The sequence below is a fragment of the Roseateles sp. genome (assembly GCF_039595295.1).
In the GTDB taxonomy this organism is placed as follows: Bacteria; Pseudomonadota; Gammaproteobacteria; order Burkholderiales; family Burkholderiaceae_C; genus Roseateles.
In genome coordinates this window covers 1-18,048 of the sequence record NZ_JBCNLU010000038.1, presented here as the reverse complement: position 1 = coordinate 18,048, position 18,048 = coordinate 1, and the positions used below count along the sequence as shown (strand labels likewise).

The window sequence follows — 18,048 nt, the reverse complement described above, 5'->3', positions numbered from 1 at the left end:
CCATGTCCACGCCCTCGGTCGAGCCCTTCGTCGCACCCGTCGTCCCGCCCTTCGTCGCGCCTTTTGTCGAGTTCCGCGATGTCTGGCTCGCCTACAACGACGAGCTGCTGGCGCAGGGCAAGTTCGCCGTCGAGGCCATCGACCTGCAGGTCGGGCGCGGCGAGTTCATCGCCATCGTCGGCCCCTCGGGCTGCGGCAAGTCGACCTTCATGAAGCTCAGCACCGGCTTGAAGGCGCCTTCGCGCGGCGAGATCCGCGTCGACGGCCGCACGGTCCACGGCCCGCTGAAGATCAGCGGCATGGCCTTTCAATCGGCCTCGCTGCTGCCCTGGCGGACGACGCTGGCCAACGTGATGCTGCCGCTGGAGATCGTCGAGCCCTTCCGCTCGGAGCTGAAGTCGCGCCGCAAGGAATTCGAGGAACGCGCTCGCGCGCTGCTGGCACGCGTCGGCTTGGCCGGCTACGAGGACAAGTTCCCGTGGCAGCTCTCGGGCGGCATGCAGCAGCGCGCCAGCATCTGCCGCGCGCTGATCCATGAGCCGCAGCTGCTGCTGCTCGACGAGCCCTTCGGCGCGCTGGACGCGTTCACGCGCGAGGAGCTCTGGTGCATCCTGCGCGACCTGCAGGCCGCCCAGGGTTTCAACGTGATCCTGGTGACCCACGACCTGCGCGAGTCGGTCTTCCTGGCCGACACCATCTACGTGATGAGCAAGAGCCCCGGCCGCATCCAGCTGCGCCGCGAGGTGCCGCTGCCGCGTCCGCGTGATCTGGAGATCACCTACACGCCGGCCTTCGGCGACATCGTTCACGAGCTGCGCGGCCACATCGGCGCGATGAAGCGCCAGGGTGCGGAGGTGGCGCAATGAGCACCGACGTCCGCCGCCGCGCCGCCTTCCAGCTCAAGCGCCACGCGCACTGGCTGCTGCTCATCGTCATCCTGTTGCTGTGGCAAAGCGTATGCGGCTTCTTCGAGGTCTCCGAGTACCTTTTCCCCAGCCCGTGGCGCATCGGCGAGCAGCTCGTCGAGCATCACGCCGTCATCCTGGCCCACGCCTGGCGCAGCTACTGGGTGACGATGCTGGGCTTCGCGCTGTCCATCGTGGTGGGCGTGCTGCTGGGCTGCCTGATGGGATCCTCGCGGCTGGCCTATGCCGCGATGTATCCGCTGATGACGGGCTTCAACGCCCTGCCCAAGGCGGCCTTCGTTCCCATCCTCGTGGTGTGGTTCGGCATCGGCGCGGGCCCGGCGGTGCTGACCGCCTTCCTGATCAGCTTCTTCCCCATCATGGTCAACATCGCCACCGGCCTGGCCACGCTGGAGCCGGAACTGGAGGACGTGCTGCGCGTGTTGGGCGCGCGTCGGCGGGACATCCTCTGGAAGGTCGGCCTGCCGCGCTCGATGCCCCACTTCTTCGGCGCGCTCAAGGTCGCCATCACCCTGGCCTTCGTCGGCACCACCGTGTCCGAGATGACCGCCGCCAACGAGGGCATCGGCTATCTGCTGGTGTCGGCCGGCTCGTCGATGCAGATGGGCCTGGCCTTTGCCGGCCTGGTCGTGGTCGGCGCGATGGCCATGGCCATGTATGAGCTCTTCGCCGTCGTCGAGCGCCGCCTGACCGGCTGGGCGCATCGAGGCCAGCCTTCGTGAGGGTCACAGCCCTCCCCGCCCTCCCCGCACTTTCCCCGGCTTTACTTCCCGCAGTACTCCCACAACGATTCCAACCCAAACGGAGCAGCTCCATGAATCACAAGCCCACCGGCCAGCGCGTCGGCAAACGCCTCCCGCTCGCCCTCCTGCCGCTGGCCGCGGTCCTCGCCCTGTCCGGCAACGCGCAGGGGCAGAGCAGCGTCTCGCTCTACGGCCTGATGGACGTGAGCGTCGGCACCAGCAAGAACCCCGGCGCGACCACCAGCGTCAAGGGCGTGGACAGCGGCAAGATGAGCACCAGCTTCATCGGCTTCAAGGGCAACGAGGACCTGGGCGACGGCCTGAGCGCCTTCTTCCAGCTCGACGCCTTCCTGCGCGCCGACGCCGGCCAGCAGGGCCGTTTCAACGGCGACGCCTTCTGGGCCCGCAACGCCTTCGTCGGCCTGCGCAGCAAGGACTTCGGCGACATCAAGCTGGGCCGCAACACCACGCCGCTGTTCGTGGCCACGCTCAGCTTCAATCCCTTCGGCGACAGCTTCGGCTACTCGCCCAGCATCCGCCACATCTTCTCCAGCAACACGACGACCGGGGACTCGGGCTGGAGCGATTCGGTGCTCTACACGACGCCGCTGATCTCCGGCTTCAGCGGCACCGCCTTCGTCGCCGCGGGCGAAGGCGCCGGCGGCCGCAACACCGGGCTGAGCGGGCAGTACAACGCGGGCGGACCGTTCGCGGCTTCGCTGGTGTTCCAGAAGGTCGCCAAGGACGGCGCGACCGCGGTGGACGACACCAAGACCTGGCTGGGCAGCGTGTCCTACGACTTCGGCGTGGTGAAGCTGTTCGGACAGATCGGCAAGGTCGACAACACGACTCGCCACGTGGACTACAAGATCTACGAGGTCGGCGGCGCCATCCCCGTCGGCGTGGGCAAGCTGCTGGCGCAGTACGGGCAGATCTCGCCCAGCGTCGGGGCCAAGCGCCAGACCGTCACCGCCGGCTACGACCATTGGCTGTCCAAGCGCACCGACGTCTACGCGGTGGCAATGCTGGACAAGCTGACCGGACAGTCGAACGGCAACAGCGTCTCGGTCGGCGTGCGCCATCGGTTCTGACCCGCGGCGCCGCACGTCGCACGTCGCGGTGGGCGAAGCAGGGCGGTTCAGAGCGGCCGAAGGCCACTCCGGGCTGCGCCTAGAATGCGCCGCCATGCGCTTCGCCGCCCGCACTCCCCTCGCTCGCTGGATGGTCGTCCTGACCTTCTGGCTGGCGGCGTTGCTGCCGGCGGTGTCGATGGCGGCCCGCGCGCTGGACCAGGACATCGTGCCCTGGGCGCCCGTCTGCGGCCCCAGCTTCAATGCGCTGGGGGCGAGCGCCGATTCCGGCAGATCCAGCGCTGACACCGCGGCGATCGCCAGCGCCGCCAACGACGCACCCACCGGCGGCGCGATCGATCAGGAGCACTCGCTGCTCCAGCACTGCCCGTTCTGCCATCTGCATCAGGACGCGCTTCCGCTTCCTCCGACCCACGAGGTCGCGCCGCTGCGCACCGAGCTGCGTCACGGCCTGCCCGAGCGCTTCTTCAGCGCCTCGGTCACCGCGCATGCCTGGCGCGCGGCGCCGGCACGGGCGCCTCCTCTGACGGCCTGAGCCCGTCGCGGCGATCCCGCCGCGCCTTCTCGCCGACCGCGCCCGCGCCTGGCCGTCCCCCGACGCGCCCGAGCGCCCCGCGTCCGCGAGCCCTCGACCGTCGGAGTTTCCTTTCATGCACAGCATTCCCCGTGCGCGCGTCTGCGCGCTGACGGTGCTCGCGTCGCTCATCGCCACCGCCTATGCGGCCGATGAGGCCGGCACCACCGCGTCCTCTTCCTCGTCGTCGTCGCCCTCGAGCGCAGCCTCGTCGTCGGCGACCCCACCCCCGACCGCGGCGAGCACCCGAACACTCGGCGTCGTCCGCGTCGACGGCGCGGCGCCGACCTCGCTGCCCAGCCGCATCCCCACGACGATGGAGGGCCTGACCGGCGAGGACATCGCCCGCGACATCAACGCCACCGACGCCGAGGACGCGCTGAAGTACCTGCCCAGCCTGCTGGTGCGCAAGCGCTACATCGGCGACTACAACCACGCGGTGCTGTCCACCCGTGCCTCGGGCACCGGCAACAGCGCCCGCTCACTGGTCTATGCGGACGGCATCCTGCTGTCCAACCTGCTGGGCAACGGCGCGACCTATGCGCCGCGCTGGGGCCTGGTGTCGCCCGAGGAGATCAGCCGCGTCGACGTGATGTACGGGCCGTTCTCTGCCGCGTACCCGGGCAATGCGGTCGGTGCCGTCGTCGACTACCAGACCCGCATGCCGACACGCTTCGAGGCCCATGCGCGCGTCGGCTACAGCCATCAGCCGCGCTCCTTCCTCGGCGGCGACCGCAGCTATGACGCCCAGCAGGCCAGCGCCTCCATCGGCAGCGCCCAGGGCGCGTTCTCCTGGTGGCTGCACGTCGGCCGCACCGACAGCGAGGGCCCGCCGCAGACCTTCGCGACCAAGCTGCTGAGCAGCGGCGCACCGGTCGTCGACGGCAAGGTCGGCGGCGTGACGGCGATCCCGGTGAGCGGCGCGGTCCAGGCCCTGAATCGCAGCAACCAGCCCTGGCTGATGGTCGGCAGCGGCACGCAGTACGCCACGGTGCAGGACCAGGCCAAAGTGAAGCTCGCCTACGACCTGGACGCCGGGCTGCGCGCGATGTATGTCTTCGGGCTGTGGAGCAACCGCTCGGACGGGAGCTCGCGCAGCTTCCTCACCGATGCGAAGGGCCAGACCATCGACCATCGCAGCAGCGGCGGGTTGAGCCAGCCGGTGATCATCGACGGCAAGGGCTACACGCTGGGCGCCAGCGACTTCCCGCAGACGCGCGATGAGCTCGAGCACCGGATGCATGCGGTGTCGCTGAAGCGGCGCGTGCGGGACGGCTTGGGCTGGGAGTTGTCCGGCAGCCTGTACGACTACCAGTCCGACCGCTCGCGCGCCTATGCGCCGACGGTGGCGACGCTGCCGCAGGCGGGACGCCTCACGGACCAGGGCGGGACCGGTTGGAGCACGCTCGCCGCGAAGACCACCTGGACGCCGGAGGGCAGCGACCACACCATCGACGCGGGGCTGTCGCAGGAGCGCTATCGGCTGCGGACGCGGGTGTTTGCGCTCGACGATTGGCGGCGAGGCGCGCCTGGCGCGCAGACCTCGCGCTTCGACGGGGACACGCAGCTGCGATCGGTCTTCGCGCAGGATGCGTGGGCCTTCGCGCCGGACTGGACGGCGGTGCTCGGCCTGCGCGGCGAGCGCTGGCAGGCCTTTGACGGCATCACGCAGTCGGGCGTCAACACGCTGATGCATCCGCGGCGCGCGCAGACCGCGTGGTCACCCAAGGCCGCGCTGTCCTATGGACTGGGCGAGCACTGGGTGCTGAAGGCCAGCACCGGTCGCGCGGTCCGTTTCCCCACGGTGAGCGAGCTGTATCAGGGAGGCTTCAACGCCAAGGGCGAGGCCATCAACAACAACCCGGATCTGAAGCCCGAGCGCAGCTGGACCAGCGAGCTCAGCGCCGAGTGGACCGGTCAGGGGCGCGATGGTTTGCGGATCACGCTGTTCCATGAGGACAGCCGGGATGCGCTGTACTCGCAGCTCAACGTCGCGACGAATGCGAACACGGTGCAGAACATCGATCACATCCGGACGCGAGGGGTGGAGCTCAGCGGCACGGCGACGGTGCGGCCGCGCTGGACGGTGACCGGCAGCGTGACCTTCGCGGATTCGGTGATCCTGGCGAATGCGGGCTATGCGACGGTGCCAGGCGACACGGTGGGCAAATGGCAGCCGCGCGTGCCGCGCTGGCGGGCGACGCTGCTCACGCAATGGCAGGCGACCGATGCCCTGAATCTGAGCGTGGGCGCGCGCTACAGCGGGCGGCAGTTCAGCACGCTGGACAACAGCGATCCGAACGGATTCGCGTACATGAGCGCGAGCAAGTACTTCAGCGTCGATGCGCGCGCGCAGTGGAAGATCGATCGCCAGTGGACGCTCGCGGCCGGCGTAGACAACCTCAACAACTACCAGTACTGGAACTTCCATCCGTATCCGGGACGGACGTTCCAGGTGGAAGTGCGGTGGGATTACTAGCGCGACGAGCGCGTCAGGCGGGCAGGCCCTCGCCTGACCAGTTCCGCGCGACGTGGACAACGCGTTCGATCTGGAGCTTCGGCGGTGGCAGGCGATAGTGCACGCGGTAATTGCGCTTGACTGGCAGGATGCGAATCTCACCAGTGTCGGTCGGCGTGCCGATGCCGGGGAACTCCTCAAGCAGTCGGAACTTCTCAGAGAACTCCTCGAACATCCTCTCGGCCGCGATGGGGTTGTCTTCCTCGATCCGGCCAATGATGGCGGCCAAATCGCGACGCGCCCGCCTCGTCAGGACCGCGCTCATGGCTTCGACGGCTGATCTTTCGACCTTGCCGCTGCGAAGCGTTCGCGGAACTCCCTCTCCACCTCATCGAGCGACACCGTCGGCTCCAACATGCCCGAGCGAATGCCTTCGCGCACGAGACGGTACTCGTATGCCCTCCAGCTATTCGGATCGAAGAACTCGGGGCTATTGATAAACAGTGCTTCGTTCATCAGTCGAAGGGCGTACTCCTCGACCGAGAAATGCAACGCGATGGGGGACTTGCGCAGACGTTCCATCATCTCCGCATTGATCGTCAGAGTCAGCTTGGACGGCGCTGATGCCTGTGCGTCCGCAGCACTGCGGTCGCCTCCGCGACCCGCCAGTTCTTCCTGCACGTCCTTCAAAGGAAGACCTCGGCCACGCGCGAGCGACTCCTGGCTCTCGCGCACCAGGCGGTACTCGCGCGCCTCCTCGTTGTCCGGATCGAAGAACTCCGGGCTGTTGATGAAGACGGCCTCCTCGATCAGCCACTCGACGTGCTCGTCGAGAGAGAGATTCGAAGCCGCCGCGCCCGCTTCCAGCTTGCGCAGCAGCGCCGCATCGATGCGGAGGGTCAAGGTGGCGGTCTCGGGCTTGGTCATCGGGAGGCGGACATAGGTCGGGTCCAGGAGGGCAACCATTTTGCACCTGCACTTTCTTGAAGAAGGGATGCACCATTCTTGAAGCGCTTTGTCCCGTCGCCATCGGCCCCAACACCGTTCGGACCGCTTCACCGACTTGAACGTGTCAGCGCCCGCCGCCCCCTTCCCCACCCGAATCGAGCGCAAGTCCGCGCCACGTCTGCAAACCCGTCTCGCCAGCGACATCTCGAAGACCACCCACTTGTGCGAGTCGCATCAGCCACACGCCCGGCAAGCCCTGCGCGTTTGCCCGCCCTGACGAACGACACCCCCTGTCGACAGGGGCACAATCCTGCGCCACCGCCCCGTGGCCACGAGCCCCGCGGCGGCGTCCTCGACTCTCAGGAGCTCATCGCATGAATGCCTGTCTCTCGCTGACCGCCGCGCTGGTGGTCGGACTCGGCAGCACCGTCGTCGCCCACGCGCAGACCGGCGCCTCGACGACCGCCGCCCCTTCTACGTCATCCACGTCGACCGCCCCCGCGCAAGGCCTGACCTATCCGGTCACCCGCAAGGTCGACCAGACCGACAACTACCACGGCACCGTCGTCGCCGACCCCTATCGCTGGCTCGAGGACGACAACAGCGCCGACACCAAGGCCTGGGTCCAGGCCGAGAACGCGGTCACCGAGAAGTTCCTCGGCGCCATGCCCCAGCGCCTGCCCACCCGCAAGCTCTACACCGAGCTCTACAACTTCGAGAAGTTCGGCGTCCCCTACAAGGAAGGCGGCCGATACTTCTGGAGCCGCAACGACGGCCTGCAGCAGCAATCGGTGCTCTACACCGCCCGCACGCTGAAGGACACCCCGCAGGTCGCGCTCGACCCCAACACCCTGTCCAAGGACGGCACCGTCGCCCTGACCGGCACCGCCGTGTCCAGGGACGGCCGCCTGATGGCCTACGGCATCGCCGGCGCCGGCTCCGACTGGCAGACCTGGAAGGTCCGCGACCTGGAGACGGGCAAGGACCTGCCCGACACCATCGAATGGGTGAAGTTCTCGATGGCGTCCTGGACGCCGGACGGCAAGGGCTTCTTCTACGCCCGCTACGACGCGCCCAAGGCCGGCGAGGCGCTCACCGGGACCAACTACTTCCAGAAGGTCTACTACCACCGCCTGGGCACGCCGCAGTCCGCCGACGCGCTGGTGCTGGAGAACCCGGCCGAGAAGCAATGGGGCTTCGGCACCGAGGTCACCGATGACGGCCGCGTCGCGCTGATCACCATCAGCCGCGGCACCGAGCACGCCAACGGCCTGATGGTCCTCCCGCTGGACGGCCACGGCGGCTACGCCGGCGCCAAGCCCATCCCCGTCACGCTGAGCTTCGACGCCGAGTACTCGCCCGTGGTGCTCGACGGCCAGCGCCTGATCGTCAAGACCGACAAGGACGCGCCGCGCGGCCGCCTGATCGCGATCGACCTGGACAAGGACTGGAAGGCCAAGGACGCCAAGACCTGGACCACGCTGGTGCCCGAGACCAAGGACGCGCTGTCCCAGGCCAGCGGCGTCGGCGGCCAGCTGCTGCTGAGCTATCTGCAGGACGCCTCGACCCTGGTGCGCGTGCACGCGCCCAGCGGCAAGCCGGTGCGCGACATCAAGCTGCCCGGCGTGGGCACCGCGTCCGGCTTCGGCGGCAAGTGGAACGACGCCGAGACCTTCTTCCTCTACACCGGCCTGACCACCCCCGCCGAGATCTGGCGCCTGGACGCCCGCACCGGCAAGGCCGAGCTGTTCAAGCGCACCAAGACCGCCTTCGACGCCGACCAGTTCGAGAGCAAGCGCGTCTTCGTCACCAGCAAGGACGGCACCCGCTTCCCGATCTTCATCGCCCACCGCAAGGGCCTGAAGCTCGACGGCAACAATCCGACGCTGCTCTACGGCTACGGCGGCTTCAACGTCGCGATGACGCCGGGCTACAACGTCACCGCCGCGACCTGGATGAAGATGGGCGGCGTCTACGTGCTGGCGGTGCTGCGCGGCGGCGGCGAGTACGGCTCCGAGTGGCACGAGGCCGGCACCAAGCTGCGCAAGCAGAACGTGTTCGACGACTTCATCTCGGCCGGCGAATGGCTGGTGGCCAACAAGTACACGCAGCCCGCGAAGCTCGCCGTCAACGGCGGCTCCAACGGCGGCCTGCTGGTGGGCGCGGTGGTCAACCAGCGTCCGGACCTGTTCGGCGCCGCGGTGCCGCAGGTCGGCGTGATGGACATGCTGCGCTTCCACAAGTTCACCATCGGCTGGGCGTGGATCTCGGACTACGGCAGCTCGGAGAATCCGGATGAGTTCCAGGCGCTGATCAAGTACTCCCCGCTGCACACGATCAAGAGCGGCCAGCGCTATCCGGCGATCATGGTGACCACCGGCGATCATGACGACCGCGTCGTCCCCGCCCACAGCTTCAAGTACACCGCGACGCTGCAGGCGGCCGACACCGGCCCCGCGCCCAAGCTGATCCGCATCGAGACGCAGGCCGGCCACGGCGCCGGCAAGCCGACCTCCAAGATCATCGAGGAGCGCGCCGACATGCTGGCCTTCATCGCCAATACCTTCGGCGTCGATGTGAAGTAAGGCGTCAACGACGACGAGCGCGCCGAGGCGCGCGCTCCCAGGCCCGGCCCGTGTTCGACGCGCCGGGCTCTTTTTCGACCGCACCCCGCGTGAACCGGGAATGTCTGACGGCAACTGAACCCGCCTCGTCGAATGGAGCGATTCATGCCTGTCACCTCCCGCTTGGCCCGATCCGCCACCCCCATGGCCCTGAACTTCGAGGACGACGTCGATCGCGTCGACGACATCGATGAGGTGGAGAAGGTCGCCCCGGCGCCCCACCAGTTGGAATATCAGCTGCGAGAGGAGCTTGCGATGGACCAATCCGCGAATGCGTACGCGTCCATGCTCTGGCTGCGACACCAACGTCGCAATGGCGAGCTGGACGCTCGAGGTCATCTCGATCAACTGCTCGCCGTCATGGGGGACGCGGACCTCAGCTCGACGCGGCGCACGGCGCGCCTCTACCTGCACGAGCTGTCGACGCTGAAGGCCGGCATGACCAGGCTACCCTTCCTTCCGGCGAGGCGCTGGCCGGAAAACATGGTCGCGGTCGCCCTGGCATCCACGCGTCCCGCGTCGATGACTCGCACCCTCTGGTTCGAGGATGCGGAGCGCGCGGGCGCGATCCAGCGCTGGATCTCGCGTGTGACCCAGTTCGCGGCGCACGATCTCATCCGGTCAGACCGATGCGCGGGTCTGCTGCTGGACGTGGCTTCTGGCCTGCCCTTGCCGCACAAGGCGCTGCAGCAAGGCAACACGGCCTTCAGCGAGTTCGGCGCCGTCATGGACGGCTACGTCGCAGCGGCTCAGGCCGGCGTCATCACGCATGGCGATCTGGTCTCGCTGTTCCAGGCGCCTGTCCCGCGCCACGCCGGGGACGGCTCGGCGCCGGTCCGACAGACCTTGCTGGGCGCGCTTCAGGAAGAGAGTCATTCCGTCGCTCTTGCCCTCTTCAAAGGCGCCGCCAGGAGCGCGCACGACTGCGGCGCCTTGACCGGCGCAGAGTTCCAGCGCGTGATCAGTGAGCAAACCGTTCCACTGCCCACTGCACCGACGCCCCGGAAATAGCCGCGAAATCCGGCCAGTTGTTTGGCCGGATTTGGGGCCTGTTCTTCTCGGCTCGACTTCTTTGCCGACGGCGATGATGCGAAGCATGAAGACACGCCGCAGCCTCCTCTCCCCGCAGACCACGCCCCCGCGTCCCTGCTCGCGGAGTCCAGGACCGGCGCACGCGCCTCGCCCCAGGCGCTGAGCTTCGCCCCTTCGTCCAAGCGCCCAGGCCGCGTCCCTCCGGGGTCGCCTCATGGCCGGCGCTCATGCGCTCCTCATTCGCCACGCCGCAGCGCCACGCTCCCGCAGTTCGGAGCGTTCAGGCGGCGTCCACAGCGCTCTTGCCCGATCCCGTCCACGCGGGGTCGGGCACTTTTTTTCATCGAACGGCTTCTTCGATCAGCGCTTCTCCAGCGCGTAGGCCCGCACCGTATCGCCCGGCCTCGTCCCCGTGGACCCGTGCCCGCCAGCCGCCACCAGCAGGTACTGCCGACCGTCCGCGCCCAGATAGGTCATCGGCGTCGCCTGGCCGCCGGCGGGCAGACGGTCCTCCCAGAGTTGGCGACCGTCCTCGACGTCATAGGCGCGCACGTAGTCGTCCATGCTGCCGGACAGGAAGGCCACGCCGCCGGCCGTCAGCAGCGGTCCGCCCAGGTTGGGCACGCCCAAGCGCAGCTTCAGCGGCACCGGCGAGAGATCGCGCACCGTGCCGTTGCGATGGCGCCAGACCACCCGACCCGCGTTCAGGTCCACGCCCGCCACCGTCCCCCAGGGCGGCGTCTGGCACGGGATGCCCAGCGGCGATGTGAACGGCTTCATCCGCGACGCGAAGGGCGCGCCGAAGTTCTCGTTGAGCGCCGGCAGCGATCCGCTGGGCGGGCCCTTGTCCTGGACCAACAAGCTCGTGTCATCCCGCCGCGGCACCAGTTGCGAGGTGAAGGCCAGCACCGCCGGCGTCGTGAACGCGATGCCGCGCTGCGGGTCCACCGCAATGCCGCCCCAGTTGAAGACGCCGAAGTTACCCGGGTTCACGATGGAACCCTGCGTGGATGGCGGCGTGAAGCGGCCCTCGTAGCGCAGCCGGTGGAAGGCGATGCGGCACCAGAGCTGATCGAACATCGTCACGCCCCACATGTCGCGCTCGGTGAGCTCGGGCGGATTGAAGGAGATGGCGGAGACCGGCTGCGTCGGCGCCGTGAAGTCGCCCGCCGCCGCGCCCTGCGGCGCCGGCGTCTCGGTGACCGGGAAGATCGGCTTGCCGTCGCGCCGATCCAGCACGAAGAGCTCGCCCTGCTTGGTCGCCTGCACCAGCGCCGGCACGCGCCGCCCGCCCACCGTCAGGTCGACCAGGGTCGGCTGCGCGGGGACGTCGTAATCCCAGAGGTCGTGATGCACCGTCTGAAAGACCCAGCGCACCCGACCGGTCGCGAGCGCCAGCGCCACCACCGCCGACGAGTGCCGCTCCACCGCCGGCGAGCGCTTGCCGCCCCACTGGTCCGGCGGCTGGTTGCCCATCGGCAGATAGACCAGTCCCAGCCCCTCGTCGACGCTGGCGATGGACCAGCTGTTGGGCGAGCTAGGCGTATAGCTGCGGCCGGGCGGCAGCGGGGCGGTTTCCTCCGGATTCGCCGAATCCCAGTTCCAGACCAGGGCGCCGGTCTCGACGTCGTAGGCGCGGATGACGCCGGACTGTTCTTTCGTCGACGCGTTGTCCAGCACCGTCCCGCCGACGATCACCAGCTGTCGAGTGACCACCGGGGGCGAGGTCGAGTAGTAAGCCCCGGCTCGGACGTTGGGCATGCCCGCCCAGAGGTCGACCGCGCCCGACCGGCCGAAGCGGGGGCAGGTCTTGCCGGTGGCGGGGTCCAGCGCGATGAGCCGGCCGTCCGCGGTCGGCATGAAGAGCTTGGAGACGCAGGCGGTCGGGTCTGATACCGGCGCCGATGCCTGCGTCGATGCCGGCGTGCTGACCGAGCTGGCCGTGGCCCCGGTCGACTCCGCGGGCGGCTGGTACGACAAGCCGCGACAGGTCAGGTGCTGCAGCGCCAGTCCGCCCTTGACCTGCGGGTCGTAGCGCCACAGCTCGCGTCCGGTGGTGGCATCCAGCGCCATCACCTGCTGATGCGGCGTGCACAGGAACAGGCGCTCGCCGACCTTCAGCGGGGTGACCTCGAAGGTCGTTTCTTCCGGATCGCCGGGTCGCCCGCGCCGGTCGCCGGTGTGGATCTCCCAGGCGAGCTTCAAGTCGCCGACATTGGCGGCGGTGATCTGCTGGAGCGGCGAGTAGCGCTGGCCGTAGCCAGTGCGGCCGTAGGCGTGCCACTCGCCCTCGGGGACGCCGGCGGGTTCGCTACCGCTCGCGGCGGGACTTGGCGCCGACGCGGCGTCCGGCGATGCCGGAACGCCAGGCGCCGCCGGCATCCGCCCCTCCACCGCATGCACATCGCGGGACCACGACAGCAGCGCCACCACGACGAATGCGCCCAGCGCCAGAGCGAGCACCGTGGCCGGCGGGCTACGCCACGCGACGCGGCGCGGATCGTCGACTGGGAGGTGGCGGCGCATGGTGGGCAGCAGCAGCAACAGCACCAGTCCGATCACGAAGGGCACGCCCAGTCGCGCGCCCAGCGGCCACCAGTCCAGGCCCGCTTCCCAGAGACTCCAGACCAGCGTGCCGACGAAGTACAGCGCATAGCCATAGACCGCGCCGCGCAACCGCCCCCACATCAAGGCGCCGACGAAAAGCCAGGCAAGGCCTGACACCGCGTAATACCAACTCCCGCCGATCGAGGCGAGCCAGCCGCCCGCCCCCAGCAGCACGAAACCGAGCACGATCAGCATGCCGCCGAGGATGCGGGCCAGCCAGGGGACGGGAGACGGCGCGGGAGCGAGCACGGAGGACATGAGGCGGACATCGCGGGTCGCGATGGGGATAAGTGATTCGCCCCTTGGGCAATCCCCATGCCGGTTGCCCACCTCCGCTGTGGACAACTCAGAGGAAAAGCTGAGGCCGAAGCACTTAAGTCCTTGATCGGAAAAGAGGATCCTTCCAGTGCCTCCGTTTTAGGCAGTCCGGTCCGATGTTCGGGCAGTGGTCGGTTCACGGCCCTGCGGAACCACGTCGCCGAGTCCCGGACCCAGCGCCATGATCTTTCAACCGCCATCCCCGCCGGGCTTCGGCTTCGTTCCCGATCGTGTCGATGAGATGCGGCTCGAGCTGGACGCCGTGACGCGTCCACGCCTCCCTGACGACACGACCCAAGCGCCGCGCGTCTACGCCCCCAAGACCACCGGCGATCGCGCGACGGACTTGAAGACCCAGGATCGCTTCAAACAGGGCCCGGATTACAACCGGGCATTCGAGGAGTTCCGGGTTGCCCTGCAGTGCGTCATGGCGTTTGCTCGCCGACAGCAGCGGACGCGCAGCATGGACGTCGCGATCGAGTCCTTCGAAGCGCTTGAAAGCCGCCGAAAGCGGGACATGGAGCTGCTGTCGCCCGATATCAAGATGCCGCTGGAAGCGCTTGCCGAGATGATCGACGACCCCGGCATCAAACTCGCCCACAAGTGCCTCGCCCTGGAAGGCGTCAGCGGACTGGATCTTTGTCTGGAACGTGTGCGCGACGAACTGCGCAAGGCCGCTCTCACGATGGGCGCGCATGCGGGCGGCCTGCGGCGCGAGGTCAGCGCGGCCTTCGCGCCACTGGTGACCGCGCATCTGCAGGACCTGCTGCGCGCCGAGCCGCGCATGCAGTACCAGGACGTCACCACGCCGCATGTGCTGGCCCCCTTCCTGCGGGCGTTGAGGATTCCGGGGATGTGTCCCGCCGATGCGCCGCAGGACCGGTTCGCGGTGGACCTGCGTCTGCACGCGGACATCGTCAAGCGATGCGCGGCCGGGCTGGAGCGCAAGCTGGATCCCATGGTCCTGGCCGACGGGCTGGCCGATCAATGCCTGATCGACCTGCGTGCGGACTTGGCGGCCAGCCTGAACGGCGAGACGCTCGACTTTTTCAACGGCGAGGGGCACTTCGAGAAACTGGAGCGGGTGGTGCGCGATCTTTCGCAGCGCTATGGACCGCTCAATCCCTACAGCGCCTGCGAGTTGAACGAAGACGCCTATCCGTGCGGACTGGCTGGCGACGCCCGTTTGCTCGCCGTCGACATTCGCAACAACATGACGAAGAAAAAACTGGCGCCGGCGCCGGAGCAGTTAACCCTGGACGACCGCGACGTCCGCGGTCTGCGCCACCGGATTCAGCTCTTCGAGGGACGTCGATGCCTCGTCGCCATCGAGATCCCCGGCGGCAGAACGCGGCAGCGGCCGCCCACCATCGAGGAGGCCCACGGTCTTCTTGCCCAAGGCGGCAGCATCGACGGCACGCCGGTCGCGCTGGACGAGCGCGCACGGGAGCCGCTGATCGATCACATCGTTGCCTTCGACAAGCCATCGATCGTCCGACGTGTGGTGGCGAGTCAGCCGACCCTCCAAGGCGTGCGCGCCGTCATCGACCGGATCATCCCCGACGACGACACCTTGGCGGGTTGGATGAGCGGCTTGGTCCATCGCTGGCCCGCTCCCGTGCTGGACGAGGCCCTGGACGCGACGATCGTCAATCGACGTGGCTCAGCGCTGGCGGAACTGCTGCGCCAATGGCGCGGGACCGGCTTCCCCGAGTCTTGGACGCGCCAGATTCGCCGCGAAGCCTCCTGGATCCGCGCCCGCAACACCGACACCCGCATCGCGGGCCGGGACGCCGACGACTCGCTGCGAGCCGATCTGACCCAGGCGCAGCACGCGCTGCTGGATCGATTGGAACTGCTGCTCGGCGAGATCCCGTTGGCGGCTTGCCGCGAAGCGGCGCGGACCTTCGCCGCCGCTCACCCCCCCGGCCGGGCGCGCGTAAGCATCGATGAGGCGTCGTTCGATTAGCTCGCGCGCGTCCTGCGGTCGCTCCCCGACGACCTGGTCCAACGGTTCGCCCCGCCGGTGATCGGCGAGGACGGCGGCTTGAGCGGCGCCCTGGAGGCCGCCCTGTTCTCTCTGAACGAGCACAAGATCACCGCCGAGCTGGCATTGGTGCGACGGCTGTCGGAATCGCTGTCGCTGAGCCCGGAGGCGACCGGCGCCCTGCTGCAAGTGACCAGCGAGGCGCGATTCCCGGTCCCCTTCCCGCTGCTGGGCGCGGCCTTGCTGATGGGACGCGAGCAGGCCGTCGCGGCAGTGTTCGCCTGGACACGCGAGATGTTCAGCGACGGCCGACTGGATGCGCGCGAGGTCGGGCGGATCCTGCTGCCCGAGACCCTGTGGGCCGAACACGCCTTCAGCCCGGCGCCTCCGCAACTGGTGGGCCAGGCGCTAGGCCGCCTGCTGCGGGAGCTGACCCTCGCGACCGAAGACGGCGTTCTCTCCGCCGAGCATCTTCGCGCGGCGGCAGGGCGCGCCGGCGGACCGCCGCTCACGCTGCTGGAGACAGCGGCGTCGCTGAGCGACAGGGCTGGCGAGCAAGGCTGGCAGGCCTGGCGGGAACGTCAAGCCGCCTCCAGCTTGCCCTCGACCCGCAGCAGCGTCTCCAGCGCCTGGCTGCGCAAGCCGTAGAAGCGCTTGATCTCCTCGAGCTGCGTGAGCAGCTCCGCGCGCCGCGACGGTGTCGTGTCCTGCGCGCGCTTGACCGCCAGCACCATCTTGTTCTTGCTCGTGTGCTCCAGCGCGATGAACTCGATCACCTGCGTGTCGTAGCCCATCAGCTCCAGCAGCAGCGCGCGCAGCGAGTCGGTGACCATCTCCGCCTCCTGGCCCAGATGGATGCCGTGCTGCAGCAGCGGCCGCAGCGCGGCCGGCGTGTGCATCTGCGGGCGAATCTCCTTGTGGCAACAGGGGGCGCACATGATCACGCGCGCGCCGCTGCGCAGGCCGAAATGCATCGCGTAATCCGTCGCGATGTCGCAGGCATGCAGCGCGACCATCACGTCCAAAGGCTGGTCGCCGCGCTCGCGCACATCGCCGTGCTCGAAGCTCAGCCCCGTCAGCGCGTGGCGCGCCGCCGCCGCGTTGCCCAGGGCCACCATGTCCTGCTTGAGCTCCACGCCTTGCACCGCCGGTGCCAGGCCTTGCGTGCGCAGCCAGTCGTGCATCGCGAAGGTCAGGTAGCCCTTGCCGGAGCCGAAGTCGGCCAGCCGCACCGGCGTGCCCGGCGCGTCCAGACCCGCCTTGCGGATCGCGGCGCCGAAGATCTCGATGAACTTGTTGATCTGCTTCCACTTGCGCGCCATCGCGGGCACCAGCGCCGGCCGGCCCTTGATCTCGTGGGTCACGCCCAACTCGCGCCAGAACGGACTGTCCAGCGACAGCGCCCGCGGCTTCTCGCGGTCATGACCGCCGGGCGAGTTCGATCCGCTTGCGCCGCCCGCCCCCCCGGATTCGGCATCCGCGCCGCCTCCCTCGCTCGACGCCGCCGCGGCGCCGCCCTTGCGCCCGACCTGCAGCAAGGGCTTGCCCTTGCGGCTGAAGCGCAGCTGCACCTCTTCGCCGAGCGTGTCCAGATGCGCCTGCATGAACTGGCTCCCCAGCAGCGACTCGATCAGCGCCAGCCCGTCCTCGAGCGCGTGGTTCTTCGTGATGTCCTTGGTCTTGTGCCGCCACAAGAAGCTGAGCGCGCGTTCGCCGCGCAGCTCGATGTCGCGCACGGTCAGGCGCTCGATCGTGGCGTCCTCGCCTTCATGCCGGTTCAGCAGCAGGCGCTGAAAGCGGCGCTCCGCCAGCGCGGTGCGCAGCAGGCGCAGGAAGCGTTGGCGCTCGTCGGGCGCGGCGGGCGCGGGGGTGTCGGAGGGGGACGGGGCGAACAGAGGACTTCCGGAAGACATGGGGCCGGATTGTCCCAGTTCAGCCGGGGCCGTCGAGCACCAGCAGCCAATGCCCCTCGCCGATGACCGCGGCGTCCGCCTGCATGAGGCTGAAGCTGAGCGGCTGCGACGGCCCGCCCGAGGGCGGCCGGATCGTCAGCGTGGAGGGCGGCGCGCCCGCGCGTCGGCGCAGCGCCTCGCGATGCACCCAGGCCATGACCTCGGGCGGCAGTCGCGCGTGGTCGGCCCAGGGCGGCGGGAAGTAGGCCGCCATCAGCGCCCGGGATCGCGGCGTCTGCCAGGCGCAGTGACCGTCGCGCTCGCGCACGGTCATGCTCGCGACCGGTCGGCTGGGCGCCACCGGATCCGCGATCTGGGCGGGCCGGAGTTGCCGCTCGATGCGCTGGAGCAGGTCGCTCATGCGCACCGGCTTGACCAGGCAATCGGCCGCGCCGGCCGCCCGCAGCGCATCGAGCCGGCCGGCGTCGCGCAGCCGGCTGAGGGTCAGCACCGGGACGCCGCCGCCGGCCAGCCGCCTGAGCAGCTCCAGCGGGCCATCTCCCGGCAACTCGGGCAGCTCCATGTCCATGACGATGAGCGCCGGTCCGGCCTTGAGGCCGTCGCTCGCGGCCAGCGCGTCGGCGGCGCGCAGCAGCTCGTAGCCGCTCTCTTCGAGCACCGCGGCCAACGGCTGCACCACCAGCGCCTGGACGACGAGCATGCGCACGGGTGCCCCAGCACGCGGCACGCTCGCCGCGTTCGGCGCGGGCGGTGTGTCGGGAGGGCTCGGTGGGAGAGGAGCTTCGGGCGGCAACGTCGGCATGCGCATCACCATACAAGTCCCATGC

Annotated in this window: 14 protein-coding genes; 9 read left to right on the top strand and 5 right to left on the bottom strand. The window is 69.0% G+C overall.

The features are described 5' to 3' along the window. Positions 1 to 2 precede the first annotated feature (2 nt). From ABDW59_RS20435 to ABDW59_RS20415, 5 genes are all read left to right on the top strand, one after another. Positions 3 to 866, top strand: a complete 864-nt coding sequence (locus ABDW59_RS20435) for an ABC transporter ATP-binding protein (RefSeq protein ID WP_343632544.1) — start codon at positions 3 to 5, stop codon at positions 864 to 866. Next, a complete protein-coding gene (locus ABDW59_RS20430; RefSeq protein WP_343632542.1) occupies positions 863 to 1,648 on the top strand; it encodes an ABC transporter permease in 786 nt (261 codons plus the stop codon). The genes ABDW59_RS20435 and ABDW59_RS20430 overlap by 4 nt, the downstream gene beginning before the upstream one ends. Positions 1,649 to 1,740: 92 nt before the next feature. Further along, positions 1,741 to 2,760 (top strand): porin, encoded by a 1,020-nt coding sequence (locus tag ABDW59_RS20425; RefSeq protein ID WP_343632539.1) that lies wholly within the window; start codon positions 1,741 to 1,743, stop codon positions 2,758 to 2,760. A gap of 94 nt (positions 2,761 to 2,854) precedes the next feature. After that, positions 2,855 to 3,295, top strand: coding sequence for a DUF2946 family protein (locus tag ABDW59_RS20420; protein ID WP_343632537.1), 441 nt, complete (start codon positions 2,855 to 2,857; stop codon positions 3,293 to 3,295). 115 nt (positions 3,296 to 3,410) lie between these two features. After that, a complete protein-coding gene (locus tag ABDW59_RS20415; protein ID WP_343632535.1) occupies positions 3,411 to 5,813 on the top strand; it encodes a TonB-dependent receptor in 2,403 nt (800 codons plus the stop codon). 13 nt (positions 5,814 to 5,826) lie between these two features. Here the strand turns inward: ABDW59_RS20415 and ABDW59_RS20410 are convergent, their stop codons facing one another. Then, a complete protein-coding gene (locus ABDW59_RS20410; RefSeq protein ID WP_343632533.1) occupies positions 5,827 to 6,117 on the bottom strand; it encodes a type II toxin-antitoxin system RelE/ParE family toxin in 291 nt (96 codons plus the stop codon). After that, positions 6,114 to 6,719: a hypothetical protein gene (locus ABDW59_RS20405; RefSeq protein ID WP_343632531.1), complete on the bottom strand. Its 606-nt coding sequence runs from the start codon at positions 6,717 to 6,719 to the stop codon at positions 6,114 to 6,116. The genes ABDW59_RS20410 and ABDW59_RS20405 overlap by 4 nt, the downstream gene beginning before the upstream one ends. 395 nt (positions 6,720 to 7,114) lie before the next feature. On the opposite strand from ABDW59_RS20405, the gene ABDW59_RS20400 reads away from it, so the two are divergent. Beyond that, complete coding sequence (locus ABDW59_RS20400) at positions 7,115 to 9,325, top strand: prolyl oligopeptidase family serine peptidase (RefSeq protein ID WP_343632529.1); 2,211 nt, start codon at positions 7,115 to 7,117, stop codon at positions 9,323 to 9,325. Positions 9,326 to 9,508: 183 nt separating this feature from the next. Further along, positions 9,509 to 10,375 carry a hypothetical protein gene (locus ABDW59_RS20395; protein ID WP_343632527.1) on the top strand — a complete coding sequence of 289 codons (867 nt, stop codon included), beginning with the start codon at positions 9,509 to 9,511 and terminating at the stop codon, positions 10,373 to 10,375. Positions 10,376 to 10,756: 381 nt separating this feature from the next. On the opposite strand, the gene ABDW59_RS20390 is transcribed toward ABDW59_RS20395, so the two are convergent. After that, a complete protein-coding gene (locus tag ABDW59_RS20390; RefSeq protein ID WP_343632584.1) occupies positions 10,757 to 13,198 on the bottom strand; it encodes a membrane-bound PQQ-dependent dehydrogenase, glucose/quinate/shikimate family in 2,442 nt (813 codons plus the stop codon). A 304-nt stretch (positions 13,199 to 13,502) separates the two neighbouring features. Between ABDW59_RS20390 and ABDW59_RS20385 the strand changes: the two genes are divergently transcribed. Further along, positions 13,503 to 15,290 (top strand): hypothetical protein, encoded by a 1,788-nt coding sequence (locus ABDW59_RS20385; protein WP_343632525.1) that lies wholly within the window; start codon positions 13,503 to 13,505, stop codon positions 15,288 to 15,290. Positions 15,291 to 15,368: 78 nt separating this feature from the next. Continuing rightward, positions 15,369 to 15,956, top strand: a complete 588-nt coding sequence (locus ABDW59_RS20380; RefSeq protein ID WP_343632523.1) for a hypothetical protein — start codon at positions 15,369 to 15,371, stop codon at positions 15,954 to 15,956. Here the strand turns inward: ABDW59_RS20380 and ABDW59_RS20375 are convergent. Continuing rightward, positions 15,890 to 17,221, bottom strand: a complete 1,332-nt coding sequence (locus ABDW59_RS20375) for an SAM-dependent methyltransferase (RefSeq protein WP_343632521.1) — start codon at positions 17,219 to 17,221, stop codon at positions 15,890 to 15,892. The genes ABDW59_RS20380 and ABDW59_RS20375 overlap by 67 nt on opposite strands. A gap of 19 nt (positions 17,222 to 17,240) precedes the next feature. After that, positions 17,241 to 18,048 (bottom strand): response regulator (locus ABDW59_RS20370; protein WP_343632519.1); only part of this gene is annotated, 808 nt, incomplete at its 5' end.